This window comes from Noviherbaspirillum autotrophicum (assembly GCF_000818395.1).
GTDB classification, from domain to species: Bacteria; Pseudomonadota; Gammaproteobacteria; order Burkholderiales; family Burkholderiaceae_D; genus Noviherbaspirillum; species Noviherbaspirillum autotrophicum.
On sequence record NZ_JWJG01000028.1, the window covers coordinates 2647977 to 2668157 of the forward strand.

Here is a 20181-nt window from a genome sequence, read left to right on the forward strand (position 1 = left end):
AGAACAACAGATTTACGCAACTGCCATCCTTTGGAGGAGACACTTATGATTTGGCAACAGGTTTACGACCCGCTAGGGAACATGGTCATGTCGACCATGCTGGCGGCAATACCAGTAGTGGTCATGCTGGTCGCACTGGGATTCTTGCACATCAAGGCGCACATCGCCGCCGGCTTGGGCCTGTTGGCCGCATTGGCCGTGGCCGTCCTGGCGTACGGCATGCCGTTCAGCATGGCCGGCAAGGCAGCGATGCTGGGTGGTTTCACCGGCTTGCTGCCGATCGGCTGGATCGTGCTGAACATTATCTTCCTGCAGCAGCTGTCGGAACAGAACGGCAGCTTCAAGGTCTTGCAGGCGTCGCTGTCGGGCATCACCGACGACCGCCGCCTGCAGCTGCTGCTGATCGCGTTCTGCTTCGGCGCCTTCTTTGAAGGCGCCGCCGGCTTCGGCACCCCGGTGGCGGTAACCGCCGGCATCCTGATCGGCCTGGGCTTCTCGCCGCTGGCCGCTTCCGGCCTGAGCCTGATCGCCAACACCGCGCCGGTGGCTTTTGGCGCGCTCGGCACGCCGGTCATCACGCTGGCCAAGGTGCACGGCTACGACCTGATGGAAGTGACCGCCATGATCGGCCGCCAGCTGCCGTTCTTCTCGCTGATGGTGCCGTTCTGGCTGATCTGGGCCTTCGCGGGCCGCAAGGCGATGATGGAAATCTGGCCGGCGATCCTGGTCACCGGCGTGTCGTTCGCCATTCCGCAGTACCTGGTGTCGAACTTCATCGGCCCGGAACTGGTCGACATCATCGCCGCGATCGTGTCGATGGTCTCGCTCGTGCTGTTCTTGCGCGTGTGGCAGCCGAAGAAGATCTGGACCTCGCCCACCCTGAAAGGCCATGAAAACGACGGCGGCGACGCCAAGCCGGCCGAACCGGTGCAGAAGTACTCGCGCGCCGAACTGCTGCGCGCCTGGACCCCGTGGCTGATCCTGACCGTGTTCGTGTTCATCTGGGGCCTGCCTTCGGTGAAGACCTACCTCAACGGCCTGTTCGCGCCCAAGTTCACGATCGAGGGCCTCAACAACCTGATCATGAAGATGCCGCCGGTCGTATCCAAACCGACCGCGGAAGGCGCAGTGTACGTGCTCAACCTGCTGTCCGCCACCGGCACCGGCATCCTCTTGGCGGCCATCATCGGCGCGCTGACGATGAAGTACAAACCGGTCGAAATCGTGCGCACCTTCTTCCGCACCTTCTGGCTGGTGCGCTATTCGCTGGTCACCATCGTTCTGATGCTGGCGCTGGGCACGCTCACCCGCTACTCCGGCACCGACACCACGCTCGGCCTGGCGTTTGCGAATTCCGGCGTGCTCTACCCGTTCTTCGGCACCCTGATGGGCTGGATCGGCGTGGCCATGACCGGCTCCGATACCGCCTCGAACGTGCTGTTCGGCGGCATGCAGCGCGTGGCGGCCGAACAGCTGGGCCTGTCGCCCAACCTGATGGGCGCGGCCAACAGCTCCGGCGGCGTGATGGGCAAGATGATCGACGCGCAATCGATCGTCGTGGCTTCCACCGCCACCCGCTGGTTCAACCATGAAGGCGACATCCTGCGCTACGTGTTCTTCCACTCGATCGCGCTGGCAGCGCTGGTCGGCGTGTTCGTGACGCTGCAGGCTTACGTCTGGCCGTTCACCGCGATGGTCAAATAATTTCGGGAGAGATGATGAGCAAACGTATTTTTGTCGCGATCGACGACAGCCCCACGTCGCAAAAGGCGCTCGATGAAGCGGCCCGCATCGCCGGCGCGCTCGGCGCGTCCCTGTGCATCGCCACCGCGATCGACGAAGGCCCGCTGGTCCAGCACGGCATGGGACTCGGTTCCTACATCGACGTCGACCAGATCAAGTCCGAGATGCGCCAGGCCGCCAACGCGCTGCTGCAGCAGGCGGTCGCCCGGGCGGCGGCAGCAGGCTGCCAGGCCGAACAGCTGCTGATCGAGCCGTCGCCGCGCCGCATCGCGGAAATGATTTCGGACGCGGCAAGCCAGTGGCAGGCCGACCTGATCGTGGTCGGCACCCACGGCCGCCGCGGCGTCGAGCGCATGCTGGTGGGCAGCGTCGCCGAAAACCTGGTGCGCATCGCCACCACGTCCGTGATGCTGGTGCGCGAGAAATAAGCGCATCCGTTCCGGAGCGGCGCCTGCGCGCCGCTCCCGGCGCAGGCGGTGCACACGCTGTAAAGCGCGCCGCCTGCGCAACCTGCCGCCGGCAGGTTCCTCCTCAGATCACCTCAGATCAGATCAACCCCGCCCGATCCAGCTCGATGGCTTGATCGAGCGTCTTCAGAAATGCCTCGCGCGCCTTGAGCTTGGTCTTCGCGTGCGCTCCCATATTGATTTTTTGCAGCTGCTGCGCCATCGCCACGGCCGTCTCCATCAGTTGCTCGGGCGCGACCACCTTGTCGAGGAAACCTGCTTCCAGCGCGGCCTGCGGGGTGAACATTTCGGCGTTGATCACCGAACGCTGAAACGCCGACTTGCGCAGGCGATCGCGCGCCAGCTCGATGCCGACATGGTGCATGGTCATGCCGATCTGTACTTCGTTCAGACCGATGGTGAACGGACCCTCGACGCCGATGCGGTAATCGGCCGACAGCAGCAGGAACGCCCCCTTGGCCACCGCATGGCCGGAACAGGCGACGATGATCGGGAACGGATGGGCCAGCATGCGGCGCGCCAGAGTCGAGCCGGCGGTCACCAGATTGACGGCGTTTTGCGGACCAGAAGTCATGACCTTGAGATCATAGCCGCCCGACAGAATGCCGGGCTGGCCGGTGAGGATCACCACCGCGCGGTCTTCCACGGCGCGGTCGAGCGCCTGATTGAGCGCCGCGATGACGTCCGGTGAAATCGCATTCACCTTGCCGTTGTTCAGGGTCAGCGTGGCGATGCCATCGGCGAGTTGGTAGGAGACGAGTTCGCTCATGATGATGTTCCTTGATAGGGATGGGCTGGTTATAAACCGGCATCGTGCCAAGCCGGCGGGAGATGTCGTGCCGGACATCTTCCAATGAAGCACGGGCATTTGTCCATGGAGGGAGACTTCGAAAATAATTCGGCGCGGCGCCAAAAAAACGCCCGGGGTTCAGGCCCGGGCGCGCGATTCGTGCGGCGACTCGATTTACTGCGGCGGATACATGCGGATCCACGCATTGCCGTTGATTCCGGCGCCGCTGACCGGCGGCTGGTCGTTGACCGTAATCGACTGGCCGACCAACTCCTTGCGCTCCAGGGCGGGGGATTCCGCCGTTGCGCCGGCGGCAGGGCGCACGAGTTCCTGCAGCGACGACAGGGTGAGGTGCATGGCGAAGTGGCCGGCGATGTTTTCCAGCGCGGCGAGCTTGCGGCCGGCTTGCGAGAACCCGGTTTCCAGGTCCAGCAGCAGGAAAAAGCTGGTGGTGTCGCCATGATTGTCGGGCACGTCCACCATCGGCAGTATGCGCACCGTGCCGGCAGGCGCGGGGATGTTTTCCCGCACTTCCACGCCGCTGGCGCTGCGGCCGTAGACATGGATCTGCGCGCCATCCTGGACCTTCACGGACGCCAGCTCGCCATTCTGGTTGGTCGACAGCTCGACCTTGTCGATCACAAACCGCATGATCTCCGGCACTTCACTGGCGCTAAGGCCGGGGGAATCGGTGCGCTCGGTGAGGTCGATCGCAATGCGTCCCACCACGGTCTGGTTGCCCACCGCCTGCCCCGCAGCCGTGGGTAGCACATACTTGCTGACCCGGATGCCGAATGCGGCTATCGGCGCCGCCGGCGCGGCCGCCGGCGGTTGCACGGCGCAGGTTCCATCGTTGGTGCGATTGCAGCCGGCGGCGGCGGCCTGCGCCTCGAGGCCGTCGATGTGCGCCACCGGACTGCCGGCCGCCACGTCGACGATGCCCCTGTCGCTCTCGAATTCGCTCATGACGACGGGAAGATAGATGATTCGGTTCCTGCGGATGTACAGGATCTGGTTGGCGACCACTTCCACATAGCCGTTGAGCTTCTGGTCGACTGCAGTCGGCGCGGGCGTGGTGCTGCCCGGACTGGTTGCGGGCGGCTTCTGGGTCGTCGTCGATCCCGCAGCCGGAGTGCCGCTATTCGCGGCGGTCGTGCCGCCGGCAGGTTGCGCTCCGCCGCTGGCATTGGTCGAGGTTGCGCCGCCCGTGCTTGCGGCCGCCGTGGTGCCGGGCGTGTCTCCGCCGCCTCCGCCGCACGATACCAGCAGTGCCGATGTTGCAAGTAGAAACAGGATTCTCTTTTTCTCAAACATGTTGGCCATCCTTGCTTGCTAGGTTAAAAAAGTTCCAACAGCTCCTTGAAAGCCGGTCCAGCGGCGGGTTTTACAGGCGTCGCGAGCGGTGTGGAGACGGTGGGGAGCGCGCATACGAGCGATGCGCCGAGCACCGCACACGCCGTGCCGAACCGCGCAGCAGCCTGTAAAACACGCCCTAATCAGTCGCTCCTTTCGATCGTTTTGCCCTGCGCAGGAAATCCACCGCCCTGGCCAGCAGCCGATAGCCCCGTCCCTCCTTGTGTTCGAGGTCATGCAGCAGCCATTGCTTGGCCAGCCAGATGCGACCCTTGGCTTCCTTGCGCGCGATATGGGCAAGGCTGGCCAGCGCCGCGACGCGGCTGCGGTAGACATCGAGATGGAGGATGTCGCGCCGCTCCGCCAGCAGGCGGTACTTGTAGCCGTAACGCCCCTGCAGCAGGTGAAAGCGCTTTCCGCCGCGCGCGATGCCTTCGCAAATGGTGTGGTAGTAGCAGAGGATGCCGAGGCTGTAGTCGTTGTATTGCGGATGGTGGGCAATGACATGCATGAAGTAGCTGTCGCCGATCCGGAAGCCGATCGCGCCGGCGCACACCTTGCCGTCGATGCGTGCCAGGCCGACTATGCCGCTGGTTTTGGCGAAGGCGGCGATCCAGTCGATCTCGGTGTCGTCGAAGCGCGGAACGATGTTCTTGCTCTTCATGCGCATGCAGCTCAGGGCGATGATGTCGCGCACATCCTGTTCGCTGATGTCGCGCTCCAGATAGAGTTCGTAGCGGTAGGAGGGAAATGCCTTGCTCAAGGCGCTCGAATAGCGCTTGATGTTCCTGCGCATGTTCTTGCCGACGGCGTTCTCGTAATCCTTGACGCTCGGCGGCAGCGGCACCACCATGTCTTCGCTGCACACCATGGCGTGCCGGGGCAGGGCGAGCGTGTCGACGTTCGCATGCAGCTTCGGGAAGGTGACGCGCTTGACGCCGGGGTAGCGGCTGAACATGTGGCGGCAAAAGCGTTCGATTTCCGCCGCGTCCAGCGTCAGGTATTCGCTGACCACGGTCACCTCGTCGCGCGTGCGCCGGTAGGGAAGGACGGCGATGGCGTGGCCGTCGGAGCTGGCGACATAGCAGCTTGCCGCAGCCATCGCGCTTGCCGCCTCGAAGTAGCGCGGCGAACAGTAGAGATGCCCGTACAGGCGGTCTATTTCGGCGGCGGCAAAGGCCGGCACCTCGTTTTCATGGCAGTCGATCTGCACCTGCTCCACCCGCAGCGAATGCTCGTTGCGCGGCGGGCGGCGGGACAGCGGAAGCGTCGAGCCGGCGGTTTTCATAGTTCTCCTGAAGATTGCGAATTGCGGGTTTCTCCCCACGCCGGCGGCTCTTTCGCGGCCACGCCGGTCCCGGCCGCAGCCATGGCATGACTACCCGCCGGACGATGCTGCATCCTGAAGCGATCGAGCGAGCGCTTGACCTTCTTGAGCCCGTTGAGGCAGTGATACGCAGCCCGGTGGAGCCTGCTGGAGTCATCCAATCTTCTTGCCCGGAGCTCCATCCAGTTCTTCACCTCGTACATCCGCCCGCGCCAGACGTGCCGGACGGCGGCCGCGCCGTTGAGGAGCAGGTGAAGGCGCGAACGGTAGACCAGCAGGTGGCTGAGGTCGCGCTGCACGCCGAGCAGGCGGAACTTGTATTCGTAGCATCCCCACAGGAAGTGGTATTCGGCGGCCTTGCGCGCGATGCATTCGCAGATGGTGAGATAGCAGCACAGCGTACCCAACCCGTAATCGTCGTAGTCGGGTGCGTGGGCGATGACTTGCAAGAAGTAGTTGTCAGCGACGCGGTAATTGATCGTTCCGGCGCACACCTTGCCGTCGATCGTCATGACGGTCACCAGTCCGCAGCGGCGCACCATCTGCAGGATGCGGTCGGCCTCGGCGTCATCGATGTACGAGTCCTTGTACTTGCCGGCCATTCTGGCGCGGTTGAGCTCGATGATGGCGCGCACGTCCGCCTCGCTGGCGGCGTCGCCTTCGCGGGTCGTCCACGACACCGACGGCAGGCAGCGCTTGAGCTTGTTGAAGTAGCGCTTGATGTAGGTGCGCGTCGACTTGCCCAGCCGGGCCTGATATTGCTCTTCGCTGGATGGCAGCGTCAGCACGATGTCCTGCGTGCACTTGGCGCCCAGGAAGGGATAACGCAGCGCCGCCGGCATATTGTCGATGACCGGGAACGAGATCACGCCGGTGGACGGGAAGCGGGCAAAGATGTGGCGCGCGAACGCGTCGATCACATCGGGCGGGAACGTGCACTGCTCGTTGATGACGCACACCCGCTTGCCGTCGAAGCGATACAGCACCACCGCGATGATCTCCGCGCCCTGCCGCAGCACGCAGGTATGCGTGCCGGCACCGAGATTGCCATACACCGCGTGATACGCCGGCGATGAATGCAGATGGCGGTAGAGGCGGTTCAGCGGTTCGTGCACGAACTGCGGCACCGCATCGTTATACATCGAGACATCGATGCCTTGCATGAGCGTGATCCTCCAATCGTGTTCGCGCCTGCCGCAACAGGCGCGAATCAAGCAATAAGCGACGGGCTGTTATGGAATTCAAAGGGCAAACGACTGCGTCGAGAAACTCGCCGCCGGCGTTCATCGTTGTTCTCATCTTTGTTCATGCAAGCGCTTAGCTCTATCCCAAGCCGCTGCTTTTTTGCGGACCATCAAACAGGCAAATGGCGCGACACGAAGCGTAAATAGACGACGTTCAAAGCAACATGGAAGAACTTGCGCGACATTGACATGCCACCCTCAGGAATCGATGACGTTCCAGTCCGCGGGGAAGAAGTGCTCCGGGTGATTCAGGTGATCGAGCGCATTCATGCGCCGCGTGCGCAGCACTATCTTGTCCGGATTCCTGTTGAGGTAGGCGCCCCACCAGCTGAAGGAACTGAAGCCCGTGGTGATGTTGTGCCTGCAGCGACTCATCAGGTGCAAGTCTTCGTAGCCGGCATCGGGTCCGTTATGGTCCACGTAGACGATCTTGCCGGGCAGGCTGAGGTTGGCTTTCACCCACGGCATGTCGTCGGAAAAAACGAAGAAGCAGGGATCGGCAAGCCGCTCGCGCATGTAGGTTGTCGCATTGCGGTAATAGCTTTCCGTGACCACGCCCTCGTACCAGCTGCGGTATTCGGGGTTGGTGACGACGTCGCCGCGCCGGATATGCAGGCTCACCGACTGGCAGGCCGCGATACGTTCCTCCACTGCCTTGCTCTGCGCGGAAAGCGGCACCTTCAGAGTCAGCTCCTGCTGGATCAGCTCCCGGATCGGATCGAAGTATTTATACGAAAAGAAGCAGCCGCGCAGGATGGTGTCGTCCGCCAGATCCATGAAATGCGGCTTGTAGCCCCAGTCGCCGCGCTCTTCCTTGAAAAAGCGCTTCTCGTTGCCGGACAGCTTGAGCAGCAGGCGCGCCGGATCGATGCCGTTGTCGCGCAGGCGCCTTGCCGCATTGCGCAGCAGGTCGTTTTCGCGCAGGCGGACCTTGAGCGCGCTATACAGGCCCAGCCCCGACACCACAGCCTTGCCGCCCGGTTCCGACAAGCCAGGGTACTGCGCCGCGATATGGAATTTATCCAGCTGAAACGAATGACCGACGTACTGCCCATGGTCGACGCCGTTGCGGCAATCGGTATCGACGTCGAGATACAGGCTGGTGTTGTGCTTGTGCGCGAGCGCGCGCGCGGCCGCGTACATGAAGAGCTGGTTGCCCAGCCCGCTGTGGATCTGCACGACGATCATGATGGCTCCCTCTGCTGCGACGATTGTTCTGGCTTGCCGGGCGCCGCGGTCAGCCGGCGGCGTTGGCGACCAGGTCCTCGTACCGGCTCTGCGACACGATGCGCCCCTTGTTGAGGCGATAGATCGCATCGCATCCACGCAACGTGCCGATGCGGTGCGCGATCATGACGATGGTGAGCTCGCGTCCCAGGTTTTCGATGGCCTGCATGACCGCCTCTTCGGTGTCGGCATCGAGCGCGCTGGTGGCTTCGTCGAACACGAGCACGGTGGCCTTCTTGTAGAGCGCGCGCGCAATCGCAATGCGCTGGCGCTGGCCGCCCGACAGGCGCACGCCGCGCTCGCCGACCGTGGTCGCATAGCCGTCTGCGGTCGACTCGATGAATTCCGCGATCTGCGCCTGCCGCGCCGCCTCGCGCACCCGGGCCGGATCAATGTCCTCGGACGGCATGCCGAACGCGATGTTTTCCGCGAAGGAGGCGTCGGTCAGGAAGATCATCTGCGGCACGTAGGCGATGTTGCGCTGCCAGGCCAGGCGCGCATCCTCGTCCAGCACGACATCGTCGACCAGGATGCGGCCGGCGGTCGGGCACAGCAGCCCCAGCAGCAAGTCCATCGCCGTCGTCTTGCCGCTGCCGGTCGCGCCGACGAAGCCGATGCGCGCCCCCTTCGGGATGACGAGGTTGAAGTCGCGCAGCACCAGCGGAGTGTGCGGCTGGTAGCGGAACGACACGCTGTCGAAGCGGATCGCGCTGCAAAACGGCAGGGCCGGCAGCGCCGCCTTCCTGGCGGGCGCCGCGGACCGGGTGGAACGCGGCAGCGGACGCTCGAGAAAGCTTGTCACGTCGGACACGACGTCGAGGTTGCCGGATATGTATACCCAGCCCTGGTAGGTTTGCTGCAACAGCGGCATCAGGCGCTGCGCGCCCAGCGCGAGCGCGCCGAGCGTGGGAATGGTGGCGGCGATGCTGCCCCGGGACTCGGTGATGTAGTAGCCGAGCAGCGCGATGAGGATGATGCCCAGTGCCTCGACCATGATGCGCGAGCTCGGGCCGCCGATGATGGCCGTGCTGGCCTGCGCCAGCCGCATCGTCTTTTCGGTGTCGTGAAAGCGCCGGGTATAGAACTCCTGGGTGTGGTCCAGCAGCACGTCGCGTATGCCGCCCAATCCTTCCTGGATCGATTGCACCCGCTTGCCGTAGGCGCGGTTGACCACCTGGCTGTTGCGGGCCAGGCGGCGCCGCGTGAAGATGGACATCAGCGCGTAGATGGAGCCGAATCCGAGCAGCGCGATGCCCGCGATCACCGGGTCGATCAGCAGGAGCGTCACGGTGATGAACAGCGCCATCAGGGAACAGCTGCAGATGATCAGCATGCTGGAGATGACGAACACCACGTTATCCATCTTGTCGATGGCGCCGACGGTTTCGCTGCTGTTGCGCGCGACGTGGAAATCGTACGGCTGGTAGAGCGTGCGCCGGTACACCTCGGTGCCGAGCTCGTAGCCGAGGATGTAGTTCAGCCGCGTGGCCGCGTAGATGACGGCAAAGCGAATCGCCCCCGCGATCACTACCGCCAGAGCGAAGATGACGGTCAGGCGCAGGCGCAGCTCGGCCGCGCTGTCCGCATTCAGGGTTTGCACGATGCGGGCCACGAACGGCCTTTGCATGGCCGCCACCGGGTCGGCAAGAATGGCGAGAAACGGGACCAGCGTGGCAAGGCTGACCATCTCGGCCACCGCACACACCAGCATCAGGAACAACAGGGGCGGCAACTGCCGGCGACGCCGGGGGGGCAGGCAAGCGAGGAACCGGCTCAGGCGTTGCACCGTCCCGCGATACTGTTTCATAGAATCTCCGCTGCACAGCTGCGGTATTGGCCGCAGCCCGTGAATTGCTGAAAAAGCCGACGCGAGGTCTGAGTGGAGATGCTGCCGACACCGTCCCCGGCTCCAATTGCGACGGATCAAAATTTCTCGCGCTTGCCGGCGCCGGCAGTGCCGGGGTTTGATGCATCGCGGATGTCATGCGTGCCAATGTCGCGTGATCGCCATGTCGCCAAGGGAATTGCCCGGCGTTGAAACAGGCATGCGCGCCGCACCTTTCCAGTGCAAACGCATCGCGGCGGTGCCCGCAGGTAAGGCGCACCATCCCACTTTGAGGCGCATTCCATGCCGCCGCGCGCGCATTGCGCCCGAATCCGCTTGGCACACCGATTGCTAAAGTTGGAACAGAGCAATCACGCTGTACACGACAGGGAGCCCAGCGCCGGGTTCCTCCAGACAATGGAGTCTCATCATGAAAATCGTCGTCATCGGCCATGGCATGGTCGGCCACAAGTTCCTGGAAAGCCTCTATGAGGCGGGCGTGCGCGATGCGCACGTCACCGTGCTGAGCGAAGAAGCGCGTGCCGCCTACGACCGCGTGCATCTGTCCGAATTCTTCTCCGGCAAATCCGCAGACGACCTGTCTCTGGTGGCGCCCGGCTTCTTCGAGCGCGACAATCTGCTGCTCAAATTAAATGCGCGTGCCACCGCGATCGACCGCAGCAACAAGACCGTCACCGTCGCCAGCGGCGAGGTGCTGCCCTACGACAAGCTGGTCATCGCCACCGGCTCCTATCCATTCGTGCCGCCGGTGCCGGGCAGGGAGCGCAAGGATTGCTTCGTCTACCGCACCATCGACGACCTGGAAGCGATGCTGGAATGTGGCAGCCGCTCCGCCAGCGGCGTGGTGGTCGGCGGCGGCCTCTTGGGCCTAGAATGCGCCAAGGCGCTGCGCGACATGCACCTGAAGACGCATGTGGTCGAGTTCGCGCCGCGCCTGATGGCGATGCAGGTCGACGACGGCGGCGGGCGCATGCTGCGCAAGAAGGTCGAAGAGCTGGGCGTGGCCGTGCACACGCAAAAGAATACCGTCGAGATCGTCGACGGCGAGCAGGCGCGTAACCGCATGGTGTTTTCCGACGGCACGCACCTGGAAGCCGACATGATCGTGTTCTCCGCCGGCATCCGGCCGCGCGACGACCTGGCGCGCGCCAGCGGCCTGGAAATCGGCCCGCGCGGCGGCATCGTCATCGGCAACGACTGCCGCACCTGTGACCCCGACATCTACGCCATCGGCGAATGCGCGCTGTGGAACGGCCAGATCTTCGGCCTGGTCGCGCCCGGCTATGACATGGCGCGCGTCGCCGCCAAGCACCTGGCGGGCGAAGCAGCCGAGTTCGCAGGCGCCGACATGAGCACCAAGCTGAAACTGATGGGCGTCGATGTCGCCAGCATCGGCGACGCCATGGGCAGCACCGCCGCTGCCCGCGCCTACCAGTTCACCGACGAGCGCCGCCAGGTCTACAAGAAGATCGTCGTCTCCGGATGCGGCACGCACCTGCTGGGCGCGGTGCTGGTGGGCGACGCGGCCGAATACGGCACGCTGCTGCAGATGATGCTCAACAAGATCGCCTTGCCGGAAGCGCCGGAATTCCTGATCCTGCCGCACAGCGACGGCAAGGCCAAGCCCGGCATCGGCGTCGACGCCTTGCCCGCATCCGCGCAGATTTGCTCCTGCAACAACGTCTCCAAGGGCCAGCTGTGCGATGCGGTGGCCGCCGGCGCGACCAACGTGGTCGAGCTGAAGTCGTGCACCAAGGCCGGCACCGCCTGCGGCGGCTGCGTGCCGCTGGTGACGCAGGTAATGCAGGCCGAGATGAAGAAGCGGGGACTGGCCGTCAACAACCACCTGTGCGAACACTTCGCGTATTCGCGCCAGGAGTTGTTCCACCTGATCCGCGTGGGCGACATCAAGACCTTCGACGCGCTGCTCGACAAGCACGGCAAGGGGCTGGGCTGCGACATCTGCAAGCCGGTCGCCGCCAGCATCTTTGCATCGTGCTGGAACGACTTCGTGCTCAATAAGGAGCACGCGAGCCTGCAGGATTCGAACGACTATTTCCTCGGCAACATCCAGAAGGACGGTACCTATTCGGTCGTGCCGCGCATGCCGGGCGGCGAAGTCACGCCCGACGGCCTGATCGCGGTCGGCCAAGTGGCGAAGAAATACGGCCTGTACACCAAGATCACCGGCGGCCAGCGCGTGGATCTGTTCGGCGCGCGCGTCGACCAGTTGCCGCAGATCTGGGAAGAGCTGATCGCCGCCGGCTTCGAGTCGGGCCATGCCTACGGCAAGTCGCTGCGCACCGTGAAATCGTGCGTCGGCTCGACCTGGTGCCGCTATGGCATGGACGACAGCGCCGGGCTGGCGATCGAGCTGGAGAACCGCTACAAGGGCTTGCGCGCGCCGCACAAGATCAAGTTCGGCGTGTCCGGCTGCACCCGCGAATGCGCCGAGGCGCAGGGCAAGGACGTGGGCGTGATCGCCACCGAAAAGGGCTGGAACCTGTACGTGTGCGGCAACGGCGGCATGAAGCCGCGCCACGCCGAACTGCTTGCGTCCGACCTGTCGAAACAACAGCTGGTGGCCTACATCGACCGCTTCCTGATGTTCTACATCCGCACCGCCGACCGCCTGCAGCGCACCAGCGTATGGCGCGACAACCTCGAAGGCGGCCTCGACTACCTGAAGGAGGTCGTCATCGGCGACAAGCTGGGCCTGGCGGCGGAACTGGAAGCCGACATGCAGCGCGTGGTCGACACCTATGCCTGCGAATGGAAGAACGCCGTCACCGATGCCGAGACGCGCAAGCGCTTCCGCCAGTTCGTCAACAGCGACCAGCCGGACGAGAACGTGGTGTTCGTCGAAGAGCGCGGCCAGATCCGCCCGGCCACGCCGCAGGAACGCAAGGTCATTCCCATCATTGCCAACGTAGCGTAAGGACAGAAAGCCATGACACACGAATTCAAGACCACCACCTGGAGCCCGGTCTGCTGCGTCGACGACATCGTTCCCAACACCGGCGTGTGCGCGCGGATCAAGGACCGGCATGTCGCGGTCTTCCACGTCAGCGACAAGACGCCGCGCCTGTTCGCCATCGACAACTACGACCCCAACGCGCAGGCCAGCGTGCTCTCGCGCGGACTGGTCGGCAACGCAGGAGAACGCATCGTGGTCGCCTCGCCCATCTACAAGCACCACTTCGACCTGCAAAGCGGCCAGTGCATCGAAGCGCCGGAGAACTCCGTCAAGGCCTATCCGGTGCGCGTCGAAAACCGCACGGTCTGGGTCGCCGTCTGAGTGCCGGAAAAACAGATTCCCCATTAACCGCAGCACCAGCAACAGGAAGGAAGCACCATGGCTTATCTCGCGCCCTCGGAATTCGTCACCAAGATGGTGGACGCCGGCGAATCGAAAATCTTCATGTCGACCAGGGATACCCTGATCCGGGCCTATATGGCCGGCGCGATCCTCTGCCTGGCGGCGGCGTTCGCGGTGACGATCAATGTCCAGACCGGCCAGCCGCTGCTGGGCGCCGTGCTCTTTCCCGTCGGCTTTTGCATCCTGTATTTGCTCGGCTACGACCTGCTGACCGGCGTGTTCGTGCTGTCGCCGCTGGCCTTGCTGGATAAGCGCCCCGGCGTGACGCTGGGCGGCGTGCTAAAAAACTGGGGGCTGGTATTCGTCGGCAATTTCGCCGGCGCGTTCACCGTCGCCGTCCTGATGGCGATTACCTTCACCTACGGCTTCTCGGTCGAGCCCAATGCGGTGGGCAAGGCGATCGGCGTGATCGGTGAAAACCGCACGCTGGGCTACGCAAAATATGGCGCAGCCGGCATGCTGACCTTGTTTGTGCGCGGCATGCTGTGCAACTGGATGGTATCGACCGGCGTGGTCGGGGCGATGATTTCTACCTCCGTCCCCGGCAAGGTCATCGCCATGTGGATGCCGATCATGGTCTTCTTTTACATGACCTTCGAGCACTCCGTGGTGAACATGTTCCTGTTCCCGTCGGGCCTGCTGTTGGGCGGGCATTTTTCGCTGATGGATTACCTGGTCTGGAATGAGCTGCCGACGGTCCTCGGGAATCTGGTTGGCGGGCTGACCTTCACCGGCCTGACGCTGTACACCACCCATGTGAAGACCGCGCCCAAGCGCGCCTTCTGATTCGCATCGCGGCAGGAGAGCCCCGTGCCGTCCGGACCGGGGCTCTTTATCTTTTGGCATCCACCATGCGCAGTCAGCTGAAAATCTCCGTCGGTCAGCATTCCGACAAGGGGCGCAAGCAAACCAACCAGGATTTCCACGGCATCTGCGTGCCGCAGGAGCCGCAGCTCGGTTCCAAGGGCATTGCCGTTGCCATCGCCGACGGCATCAGCAGCAGCCTGGTCAGCCACATCGCCAGCCAGTCGGCGGTGGCCGCCATCCTGCAGGATTACTACTGCACGTCGGACGCCTGGTCGGTGAAGACCTCGATCGAGCGCGTGGTGGTCGCCACCAACTCCTGGCTGCACGCGCAAACGCGGCAAAGCCAGTACCACCTCGACCAGGACCGAGGCTACGTCTGCACCTTGAGCGCCATGGTCATCAAGTCGACCACCGCGCACCTGTTCCATGTCGGCGACGCACGCATCTACCAGCTGCACGGCAAGCGGCTCGAGCAGCTCACCAACGACCATCGGGTATGGGTGTCGCGCGAACAAAGCTATCTCGGCCGCGCACTGGGCATCAATCCGCAGCTGGAGATCGATTACCGCGCGCTGCAGGTGGAGCCGGGCGACCTCTTCCTGCTGGCCACGGACGGCGTCTATGAATACGCCAGCGCCGACGGCATCGCCGCCGCCATCGCCAGCCACGCAAACGACCTGGACCGGGCCGCCAGAAGCATCGTCGAGGAAGCCTGCCGGCAAGGCAGCCCGGACAACCTCACCGTCCAGCTGGTCCGAATCGACGCCTTGCCCGATCCGCAGGCAAGCGAGATGGTCCGGCAGCGCGGCGCGCTACGGCTGCCGCCGCTGCTGGAGCCACGCATGATGTTTGACGGATACCGGATCATCCGCGAAGTGCACGCCAGCAGCCGCAGCCATGTCTACCTGGCAGTGGATGGCGACACCGGCGAGCACGTCGTCCTCAAGACGCCTTCCATCGACTTGCGCGACGATCAGGCCTACCTGGAGCGGTTCCTGATGGAAGAATGGATCGCGCGCCGCATCAACAGCGCGCATGTGCTCAAGCCCGGCCGGCAGACCCGAAAGCGCAACTTCCTGTATGTCGCCACCGAATTCATCGAGGGCCAGACACTGTCGCAGTGGATGATCGATCACCCGCAGCCGGATCTGGATACCGTGCGCCGCATCGTCGAGCAGATCGCCCGGGGATTGCGCGCCTTTCACCGGCTGGAAATGGTGCACCAGGACCTGCGGCCCGACAACATCATGATCGACAGCAGCGGCACCGTCAAAATCATCGATTTCGGCGCGACCAGCGTTGCCGGCATCGTGGAAAGCGCGCCGCCGGCCGAGCGTTGCCATCTGCTCGGCACGGCCCAATACGCCGCTCCCGAATATTTCCTGGGCGAGCCCGGCACGCCGCGTTCGGACTTGTTTTCGCTGGGCGTGATCGCCTACCAAATGCTGGCCGGACGGCTGCCGTACGGCGCGCAAGTCGCCAAGGCGCGCACCGCTGCGGCGCAACGGCGGCTGCAATATGACGGCGCGCTGGGCATGAACCGCAAGATTCCGGCCTGGGTCGACGAAGCGATCAGGAAGGCGGTCCATCCGGATCCGCGCAAGCGCTATGACGCGTTATCCGAGTTCGTATTCGACCTGCATCACCCGAACCGGGCCTTTCTCAACCGTGCGCGCCTGCCGCTGATCGAGCGCCATCCTGTTGCTTTTTGGAAGGGTGTTTCCTTTGTGCTAACGACGCTCTTGCTCGCATCGCTGCTGCGTTCGGCCTTCCGGTAACCGCCTGCGCGGGCCGGGCAAGGCACTTGCCATTCCAGCCACGCGGCGCGCCGTTACAGCTGCTTACCATTGAAACAGTGCAATAAAGACTTTATACGTGCGTCAGGCGTTTCTCCCTGTAAGAATCACCTCGTTGAATCTTTTGGAGAGTAACCATGCAAGCAAGCAAACAGTCCGGCCACATTCATCCCCTCATGGCTGGCGCCGCCGCGTCCGTCATTCTGGTCAGCTTGGTCGCCGCCGCCGCGATTGTCGGCATTATCCCGAATTCGCACAGCAGCGCCGTAGACAGCGAACACGCCGCGCCGCAGGCCGTCATGGCCGCCCCCGCCCCGGCGCCCGTCCAGCAAGCCGCCGCCGCGCCGGTCGCCGTCAAGGAAGTGGTGCAGCACAAGACCGTCGTGCATCACCAGTATGTGCAGCATCACGCCAGGCCGGTCCAGGTCGCGCAGGCGGCACCCGCGCCGCAGTACGCGCCGGCCCCGGCGTACCAGCAACCGGCGCCCGCCGCACAGAACAGCCCGGTCGGCATCGGCGTGGGCGCGGTCGTCGGCGGATTGATCGGCAGCCAGGTCGGCGGCGGCAACGGCAAGACCCTGGCGACGATTGCAGGCGCGGTCGGCGGCGGATACCTCGGCAATGAAATCGCCAAGAAGAGCCAGTAAAGGCCATGCCGGTGCGCCGGCCAATCACCCTCGTGGGAGCATCATCATGCCAACCAGACTAGTCATCGCAGCCGCCATTCTTGCCCTGCCGCTGGCGGCCGGCGCCACCGAATACCGCACCGTCGAGCGGCCGCGGCAGGAATGCTGGAATGAGCAGGTGCCGGTCCAAAGCGCAGGCGCCGATTACGGCGGCGCCATCGTCGGCGGCCTGGCCGGCGGCATCCTCGGCAACCAGGTCGGCGGCGGCAACGGAAAAACGATTGCCACCGCGGTCGGCGCCATGACCGGCGCAGTCGTCGGCGATCGCATGTCGTCGCGCGGCGCGTCGTATCAGACGCAAACCGTGCGACGCTGCCGCACCGTGGTCGACCATGTGCAGGTTCCCGTCGTCCGCGAGCAAGTCCCGGTCTACGTCGAGCCGCAGCCGGTCTACGTGCAGCCGCAGCGGGTGTATGTGCAGCCGCGCCCGGTCGTCGTGGTTGAACAGCCAGCCTATTTCGTGGGGCGTGAAGAATACCGCTACGGCTGGCGCGAGCACCACCACCGCCACCATCATCATCGTTACGACGACGATGATTGAAGCCGCCAGTCGGTCGCCTGCCGTGCCGCGGCCGGCATGGCGCCATGCAGGTCACAAGCCGGCCTTGCCTCCTGCGCCATTGTGCTAGCGCACATAAGAAGTTCTTGTCTTCAGTGAATGCGTTCTGCTAGTCTAGTATCCATACTTTTGCGTAACCACGGAGGTGCACCCTTGCGCGGCTCTAGCTGGAAATACCGGGACGACTATTCGAATGCCGCCCCACTCAAGGCGCTGATGACAGCTACGCCGATGACGGCACAGCAACATACGGCATTACTCCAGAAACGGATAGAACGCAGAAGGAATCTGGAAACGGCAAAAGAACTCAAGGCGGCGGCGGACGACAATCTTTGGTAGTGATGTCCTGAAAGCCATGCCGCTCGCGCCGTCCGGCGAACCGGCACCGCAAGCACGCATAAAAAAGGCCCGCAGTCGCGGGCCTTTGTCTTATCAGCGCTTATCCGCTCTTCTTCAGGCACTCGCTCATGAACTTCTTGCGATCGGCGCCTTTCATGTCCTTGGCTTCGGCGTTACAGGATTTCATTTTCTCCTGTTGCGCCTTCTGCGCCTCGCTGACTTTCGGCTTACTGCTCAGGCACTCTTTCATGAATGCCTTGCGCTCGTCGCCCTTCTTGTCGCTGGCCTCCTTGTTACAGGCCGCCATTTTCTGCTGTTGCGCGGTTGCGGCAAACACGGGCTGAAATGCGAAGGGTGCAAGAAGCAAAGCTGCTGCAAAGAACTTCTTCATACGGCTCTCCTTTGTAGAGGGTTAACAACATTTTCTAGGTTCCCACTATACGAGGAAATTGAAAAGGTGTGAAATCAAGCAGGAAAGCCATTCCTTGGAAAATCTGTGCGGCCAATATCCAGTCTGGCGCGTTACCCCGTTTGCCCCGGGAAATACGCTGCCGACATAGCCGATCCCGTTCCTGGCAACCCCGCCTGGGGGCACAGGTGCTTCATTCATGCCGTTCCGCAGAAAACGACGCTGTGCTGGGCCGGCCAGAGCGGGCCAACGCCACCGGCAGGCTCTGGGCAATGCCGAAGCCGAGCTCAACGACGGTAAAGGCCAGGATGATGGGATTGGCGCCGAGGGCGAGGGCATACAGCTGCCAGGCAGCGAACAGGAAGCGGCCGGCGGCATCATAGCGGCCGTAGCGTTGCTGCGTGTGGCGCAAGCGCAGGATCGCCCACACGGTAACGATCGAGCCCAGCAGGTTCGCCATCAGCATGTGTTCCGGCGCAAACGGCGGCAGGCTGCCCGGCAAACCGAGCAGGCCCGCCGCCGTCCCCAGTCCGCCATGAATTGCCGCAAACGTCCACGGCGTCGCGAAGCCGATGGTCGCGACCAGGTCATACCATGCGCTGGCGCGCACGATGCGCAAATAGCTGTTCGCCTCAATCATTTCTTTCTCCCTGCTGGATGATGGAGCCAGCTTAAAGCCTGGAGTACACTCCAAGGTCAAGCGTTACTTGCGGGAGCAATGTTCATGAGGATCGGCCATCTTGCGGCGGTGACCGGCGTCAGCTGCGATACCCTGCGCTTTTATGAAAAGCGCGGCTTGATCCGCGCGGCCCGGGGCAGCAACGGCTACCGGCGCTATGCACCGGAAACCGTGCAACTTGTCGGCTATATCCGCACCGCGCAAAGGCTGGGATTCAGTTTGACGGAGATCGGGGAAAGCCTGCCCGCGCTATGGAATGCCGCGCATCCGGATGCGGCCGTGGCGCAGCTGCTCACGGAGAAGGTCGAAGCCATCGAGGTGCGCATCGCAGAGCTGGAAGGCTTGAAGAAGGAGTTGCTGGAGCGGGCTGCGCAACTGTGCCCGCTGGCCAACCGGCGCCAATGAAATGGCGATAACCGGGGTTAGCCGCCGATCGTTCCGCACGACCAGCGGCATGACGAAGCTTACCTGCCGCCCATGTCCGGCAAGTGGTGCGCGATACCCTTGTGGCAGTCGATGCAGGTCTTCTCGCCGGAAGCAAGCTGGGTAGAGTGCGCATCGACGGCACGCTTGCTCTGCTTGGTGAAGTCCATCGACTCGAACAGGTGGCAGTTGCGGCACTCCAGCGAATTGTTCGCCTTCAGGCGGTTCCACTCGTGGGTGGCCAGTTCCAGCCGCTTTTCCTCGAACTTCTCGCGCGTGTCGATGGTGCCGAAGATCTTGCCCCAGACTTCCTTGGAGGCCTGCATCTTGCGCGCGATCTTGTCGGTCCAGTTGTGCGGCACGTGGCAGTTGGAGCAAATGGCGCGCACACCGCTGCGGTTGCTGTAGTGGATGGTCCCCTGCAGTTCCTGATACACGTTGTCGCGCATCTCATGGCATCCGGTACAGAAGGCTTCCGTGTTGGTCGCTTCCATCGCCGTGTTGAAACCGCCCCAGAAGATGATGCCGGCGATGAACGCGCCGATCGTGAGGAACCCGAGGCTCAGGTGGGTGCTGGGACGGCGCAGTATGTCCCAGTACACCTTGAGGACTTTTTTCATGATCGGCCTCTCACTTCTTCTTCGCCGGGGCAGGCTTGCCGGGCTTGCTCAGCAGCGTGTCGACGTCGACGAAGCCGTTGTCCACCAGCGGCTTCAACTCGGCCTGCGGCACGTGGCATTGCAGGCAGAAGTAGCGGCGCGGCGACAGCTCGGCCAGGAAGTTGCCTTCGCGGTCCATGAAGTGCGTGACGCTGATCATCGGCGCCTGGCTTTCCTGGGTGCGCGTGCGCGCATGGCACATCATGCAGCGGTTGGCGTTCTTGTCGAGCTGGTAGCCTTCGATCTTGTGCGGCACGACCGGCGGCTGCATCGCGTAGTTGCGCGCACGCCGCACATCGCTGTTGTCGGGATTGACCAGCGGCGGGGGCTGGGTGGTCTGGTCGAGCGGCGTCGGGCCGCGCATGCTGTCGATGAATTCCCCTGCCGAACCGAGCAGCGGCACCGCCATGAGCAGGGCCATGAATGCTTTTTTGATGTTCATGTCGCT

The 20181-nt window shown here is 63.6% G+C and carries 20 protein-coding genes; 10 read left to right on the forward strand and 10 right to left on the reverse strand.

Annotated elements, in window-relative coordinates:
• Window positions 1-45 precede the first annotated feature (45 nt).
• On the forward strand, window positions 46-1704 hold the full coding sequence (locus tag TSA66_RS13415) for an L-lactate permease (protein ID WP_040040400.1): 1659 nt from the start codon (window positions 46-48) through the stop codon (window positions 1702-1704).
• An 11-nt stretch (window positions 1705-1715) separates the two neighbouring features.
• Complete coding sequence (locus tag TSA66_RS13420) at window positions 1716-2171, forward strand: universal stress protein (RefSeq protein ID WP_198358794.1); 456 nt, start codon at window positions 1716-1718, stop codon at window positions 2169-2171.
• 118 nt (window positions 2172-2289) lie between these two features.
• Here the strand turns inward: TSA66_RS13420 and TSA66_RS13425 are convergent, their stop codons facing one another.
• The 6 genes from TSA66_RS13425 to TSA66_RS13450 form a co-directional block, all read right to left on the reverse strand.
• Complete coding sequence (locus TSA66_RS13425) at window positions 2290-2979, reverse strand: crotonase/enoyl-CoA hydratase family protein (protein ID WP_040040402.1); 690 nt, start codon at window positions 2977-2979, stop codon at window positions 2290-2292.
• 195 nt (window positions 2980-3174) lie between these two features.
• Window positions 3175-4314, reverse strand: coding sequence for a hypothetical protein (locus TSA66_RS13430; protein ID WP_157691688.1), 1140 nt, complete (start codon window positions 4312-4314; stop codon window positions 3175-3177).
• A 178-nt stretch (window positions 4315-4492) separates the two neighbouring features.
• Window positions 4493-5641 (reverse strand): GNAT family N-acetyltransferase, encoded by a 1149-nt coding sequence (locus TSA66_RS13435; protein WP_052452313.1) that lies wholly within the window; start codon window positions 5639-5641, stop codon window positions 4493-4495.
• Entirely contained in the window at window positions 5638-6843 is a 1206-nt protein-coding gene (locus TSA66_RS13440; protein ID WP_040040405.1) for a GNAT family N-acetyltransferase, read from the reverse strand. The genes TSA66_RS13435 and TSA66_RS13440 overlap by 4 nt, the downstream gene beginning before the upstream one ends.
• Before the next feature lie 279 nt (window positions 6844-7122).
• Complete coding sequence (locus tag TSA66_RS25610; protein ID WP_052452314.1) at window positions 7123-8112, reverse strand: alpha-1,2-fucosyltransferase; 990 nt, start codon at window positions 8110-8112, stop codon at window positions 7123-7125.
• A 49-nt stretch (window positions 8113-8161) separates the two neighbouring features.
• Complete coding sequence (locus TSA66_RS13450) at window positions 8162-9958, reverse strand: ABC transporter ATP-binding protein (protein WP_040040406.1); 1797 nt, start codon at window positions 9956-9958, stop codon at window positions 8162-8164.
• A 448-nt stretch (window positions 9959-10406) separates the two neighbouring features.
• On the opposite strand from TSA66_RS13450, the gene nirB reads away from it, so the two are divergent.
• From nirB to TSA66_RS26205, 7 genes are all read left to right on the forward strand, one after another.
• Complete coding sequence (nirB, locus tag TSA66_RS13455; RefSeq protein ID WP_040040407.1) at window positions 10407-12935, forward strand: nitrite reductase large subunit NirB; 2529 nt, start codon at window positions 10407-10409, stop codon at window positions 12933-12935.
• A gap of 12 nt (window positions 12936-12947) precedes the next feature.
• A complete protein-coding gene (nirD, locus tag TSA66_RS13460) occupies window positions 12948-13295 on the forward strand; it encodes a nitrite reductase small subunit NirD (protein WP_040040408.1) in 348 nt (115 codons plus the stop codon).
• 57 nt (window positions 13296-13352) lie between these two features.
• The gene (locus TSA66_RS13465; RefSeq protein WP_040040409.1) at window positions 13353-14162 is read left to right on the forward strand and encodes a formate/nitrite transporter family protein; all 810 of its coding nucleotides are present in this window, start codon (window positions 13353-13355) and stop codon (window positions 14160-14162) included.
• A 65-nt stretch (window positions 14163-14227) separates the two neighbouring features.
• Window positions 14228-15961, forward strand: coding sequence for a bifunctional protein-serine/threonine kinase/phosphatase (locus TSA66_RS13470; protein WP_040042575.1), 1734 nt, complete (start codon window positions 14228-14230; stop codon window positions 15959-15961).
• Window positions 15962-16116: 155 nt separating this feature from the next.
• Window positions 16117-16626 carry a glycine zipper 2TM domain-containing protein gene (locus TSA66_RS13475; RefSeq protein ID WP_040040410.1) on the forward strand — a complete coding sequence of 170 codons (510 nt, stop codon included), beginning with the start codon at window positions 16117-16119 and terminating at the stop codon, window positions 16624-16626.
• A 46-nt stretch (window positions 16627-16672) separates the two neighbouring features.
• Window positions 16673-17206 (forward strand): glycine zipper 2TM domain-containing protein, encoded by a 534-nt coding sequence (locus tag TSA66_RS27725; RefSeq protein WP_052452315.1) that lies wholly within the window; start codon window positions 16673-16675, stop codon window positions 17204-17206.
• Between the two features lie 171 nt (window positions 17207-17377).
• The gene (locus tag TSA66_RS26205; protein ID WP_084199609.1) at window positions 17378-17563 is read left to right on the forward strand and encodes a hypothetical protein; all 186 of its coding nucleotides are present in this window, start codon (window positions 17378-17380) and stop codon (window positions 17561-17563) included.
• 100 nt (window positions 17564-17663) lie between these two features.
• On the opposite strand, the gene TSA66_RS13485 is transcribed toward TSA66_RS26205, so the two are convergent.
• A complete protein-coding gene (locus TSA66_RS13485; protein WP_040040411.1) occupies window positions 17664-17954 on the reverse strand; it encodes a PsiF family protein in 291 nt (96 codons plus the stop codon).
• Between the two features lie 211 nt (window positions 17955-18165).
• Window positions 18166-18612: a hypothetical protein gene (locus TSA66_RS13490; RefSeq protein ID WP_040040412.1), complete on the reverse strand. Its 447-nt coding sequence runs from the start codon at window positions 18610-18612 to the stop codon at window positions 18166-18168.
• A gap of 84 nt (window positions 18613-18696) precedes the next feature.
• On the opposite strand from TSA66_RS13490, the gene TSA66_RS13495 reads away from it, so the two are divergent.
• On the forward strand, window positions 18697-19056 hold the full coding sequence (locus TSA66_RS13495) for a MerR family transcriptional regulator (RefSeq protein WP_040042577.1): 360 nt from the start codon (window positions 18697-18699) through the stop codon (window positions 19054-19056).
• 59 nt (window positions 19057-19115) lie between these two features.
• On the opposite strand, the gene TSA66_RS13500 is transcribed toward TSA66_RS13495, so the two are convergent.
• Both TSA66_RS13500 and TSA66_RS13505 read right to left on the reverse strand, forming a co-directional pair.
• Window positions 19116-19694, reverse strand: coding sequence for a cytochrome c3 family protein (locus TSA66_RS13500; RefSeq protein WP_040040413.1), 579 nt, complete (start codon window positions 19692-19694; stop codon window positions 19116-19118).
• Between the two features lie 10 nt (window positions 19695-19704).
• Window positions 19705-20175 (reverse strand): nitrate reductase cytochrome c-type subunit, encoded by a 471-nt coding sequence (locus TSA66_RS13505; RefSeq protein ID WP_040040414.1) that lies wholly within the window; start codon window positions 20173-20175, stop codon window positions 19705-19707.
• Window positions 20176-20181: the final 6 nt, after the last annotated feature.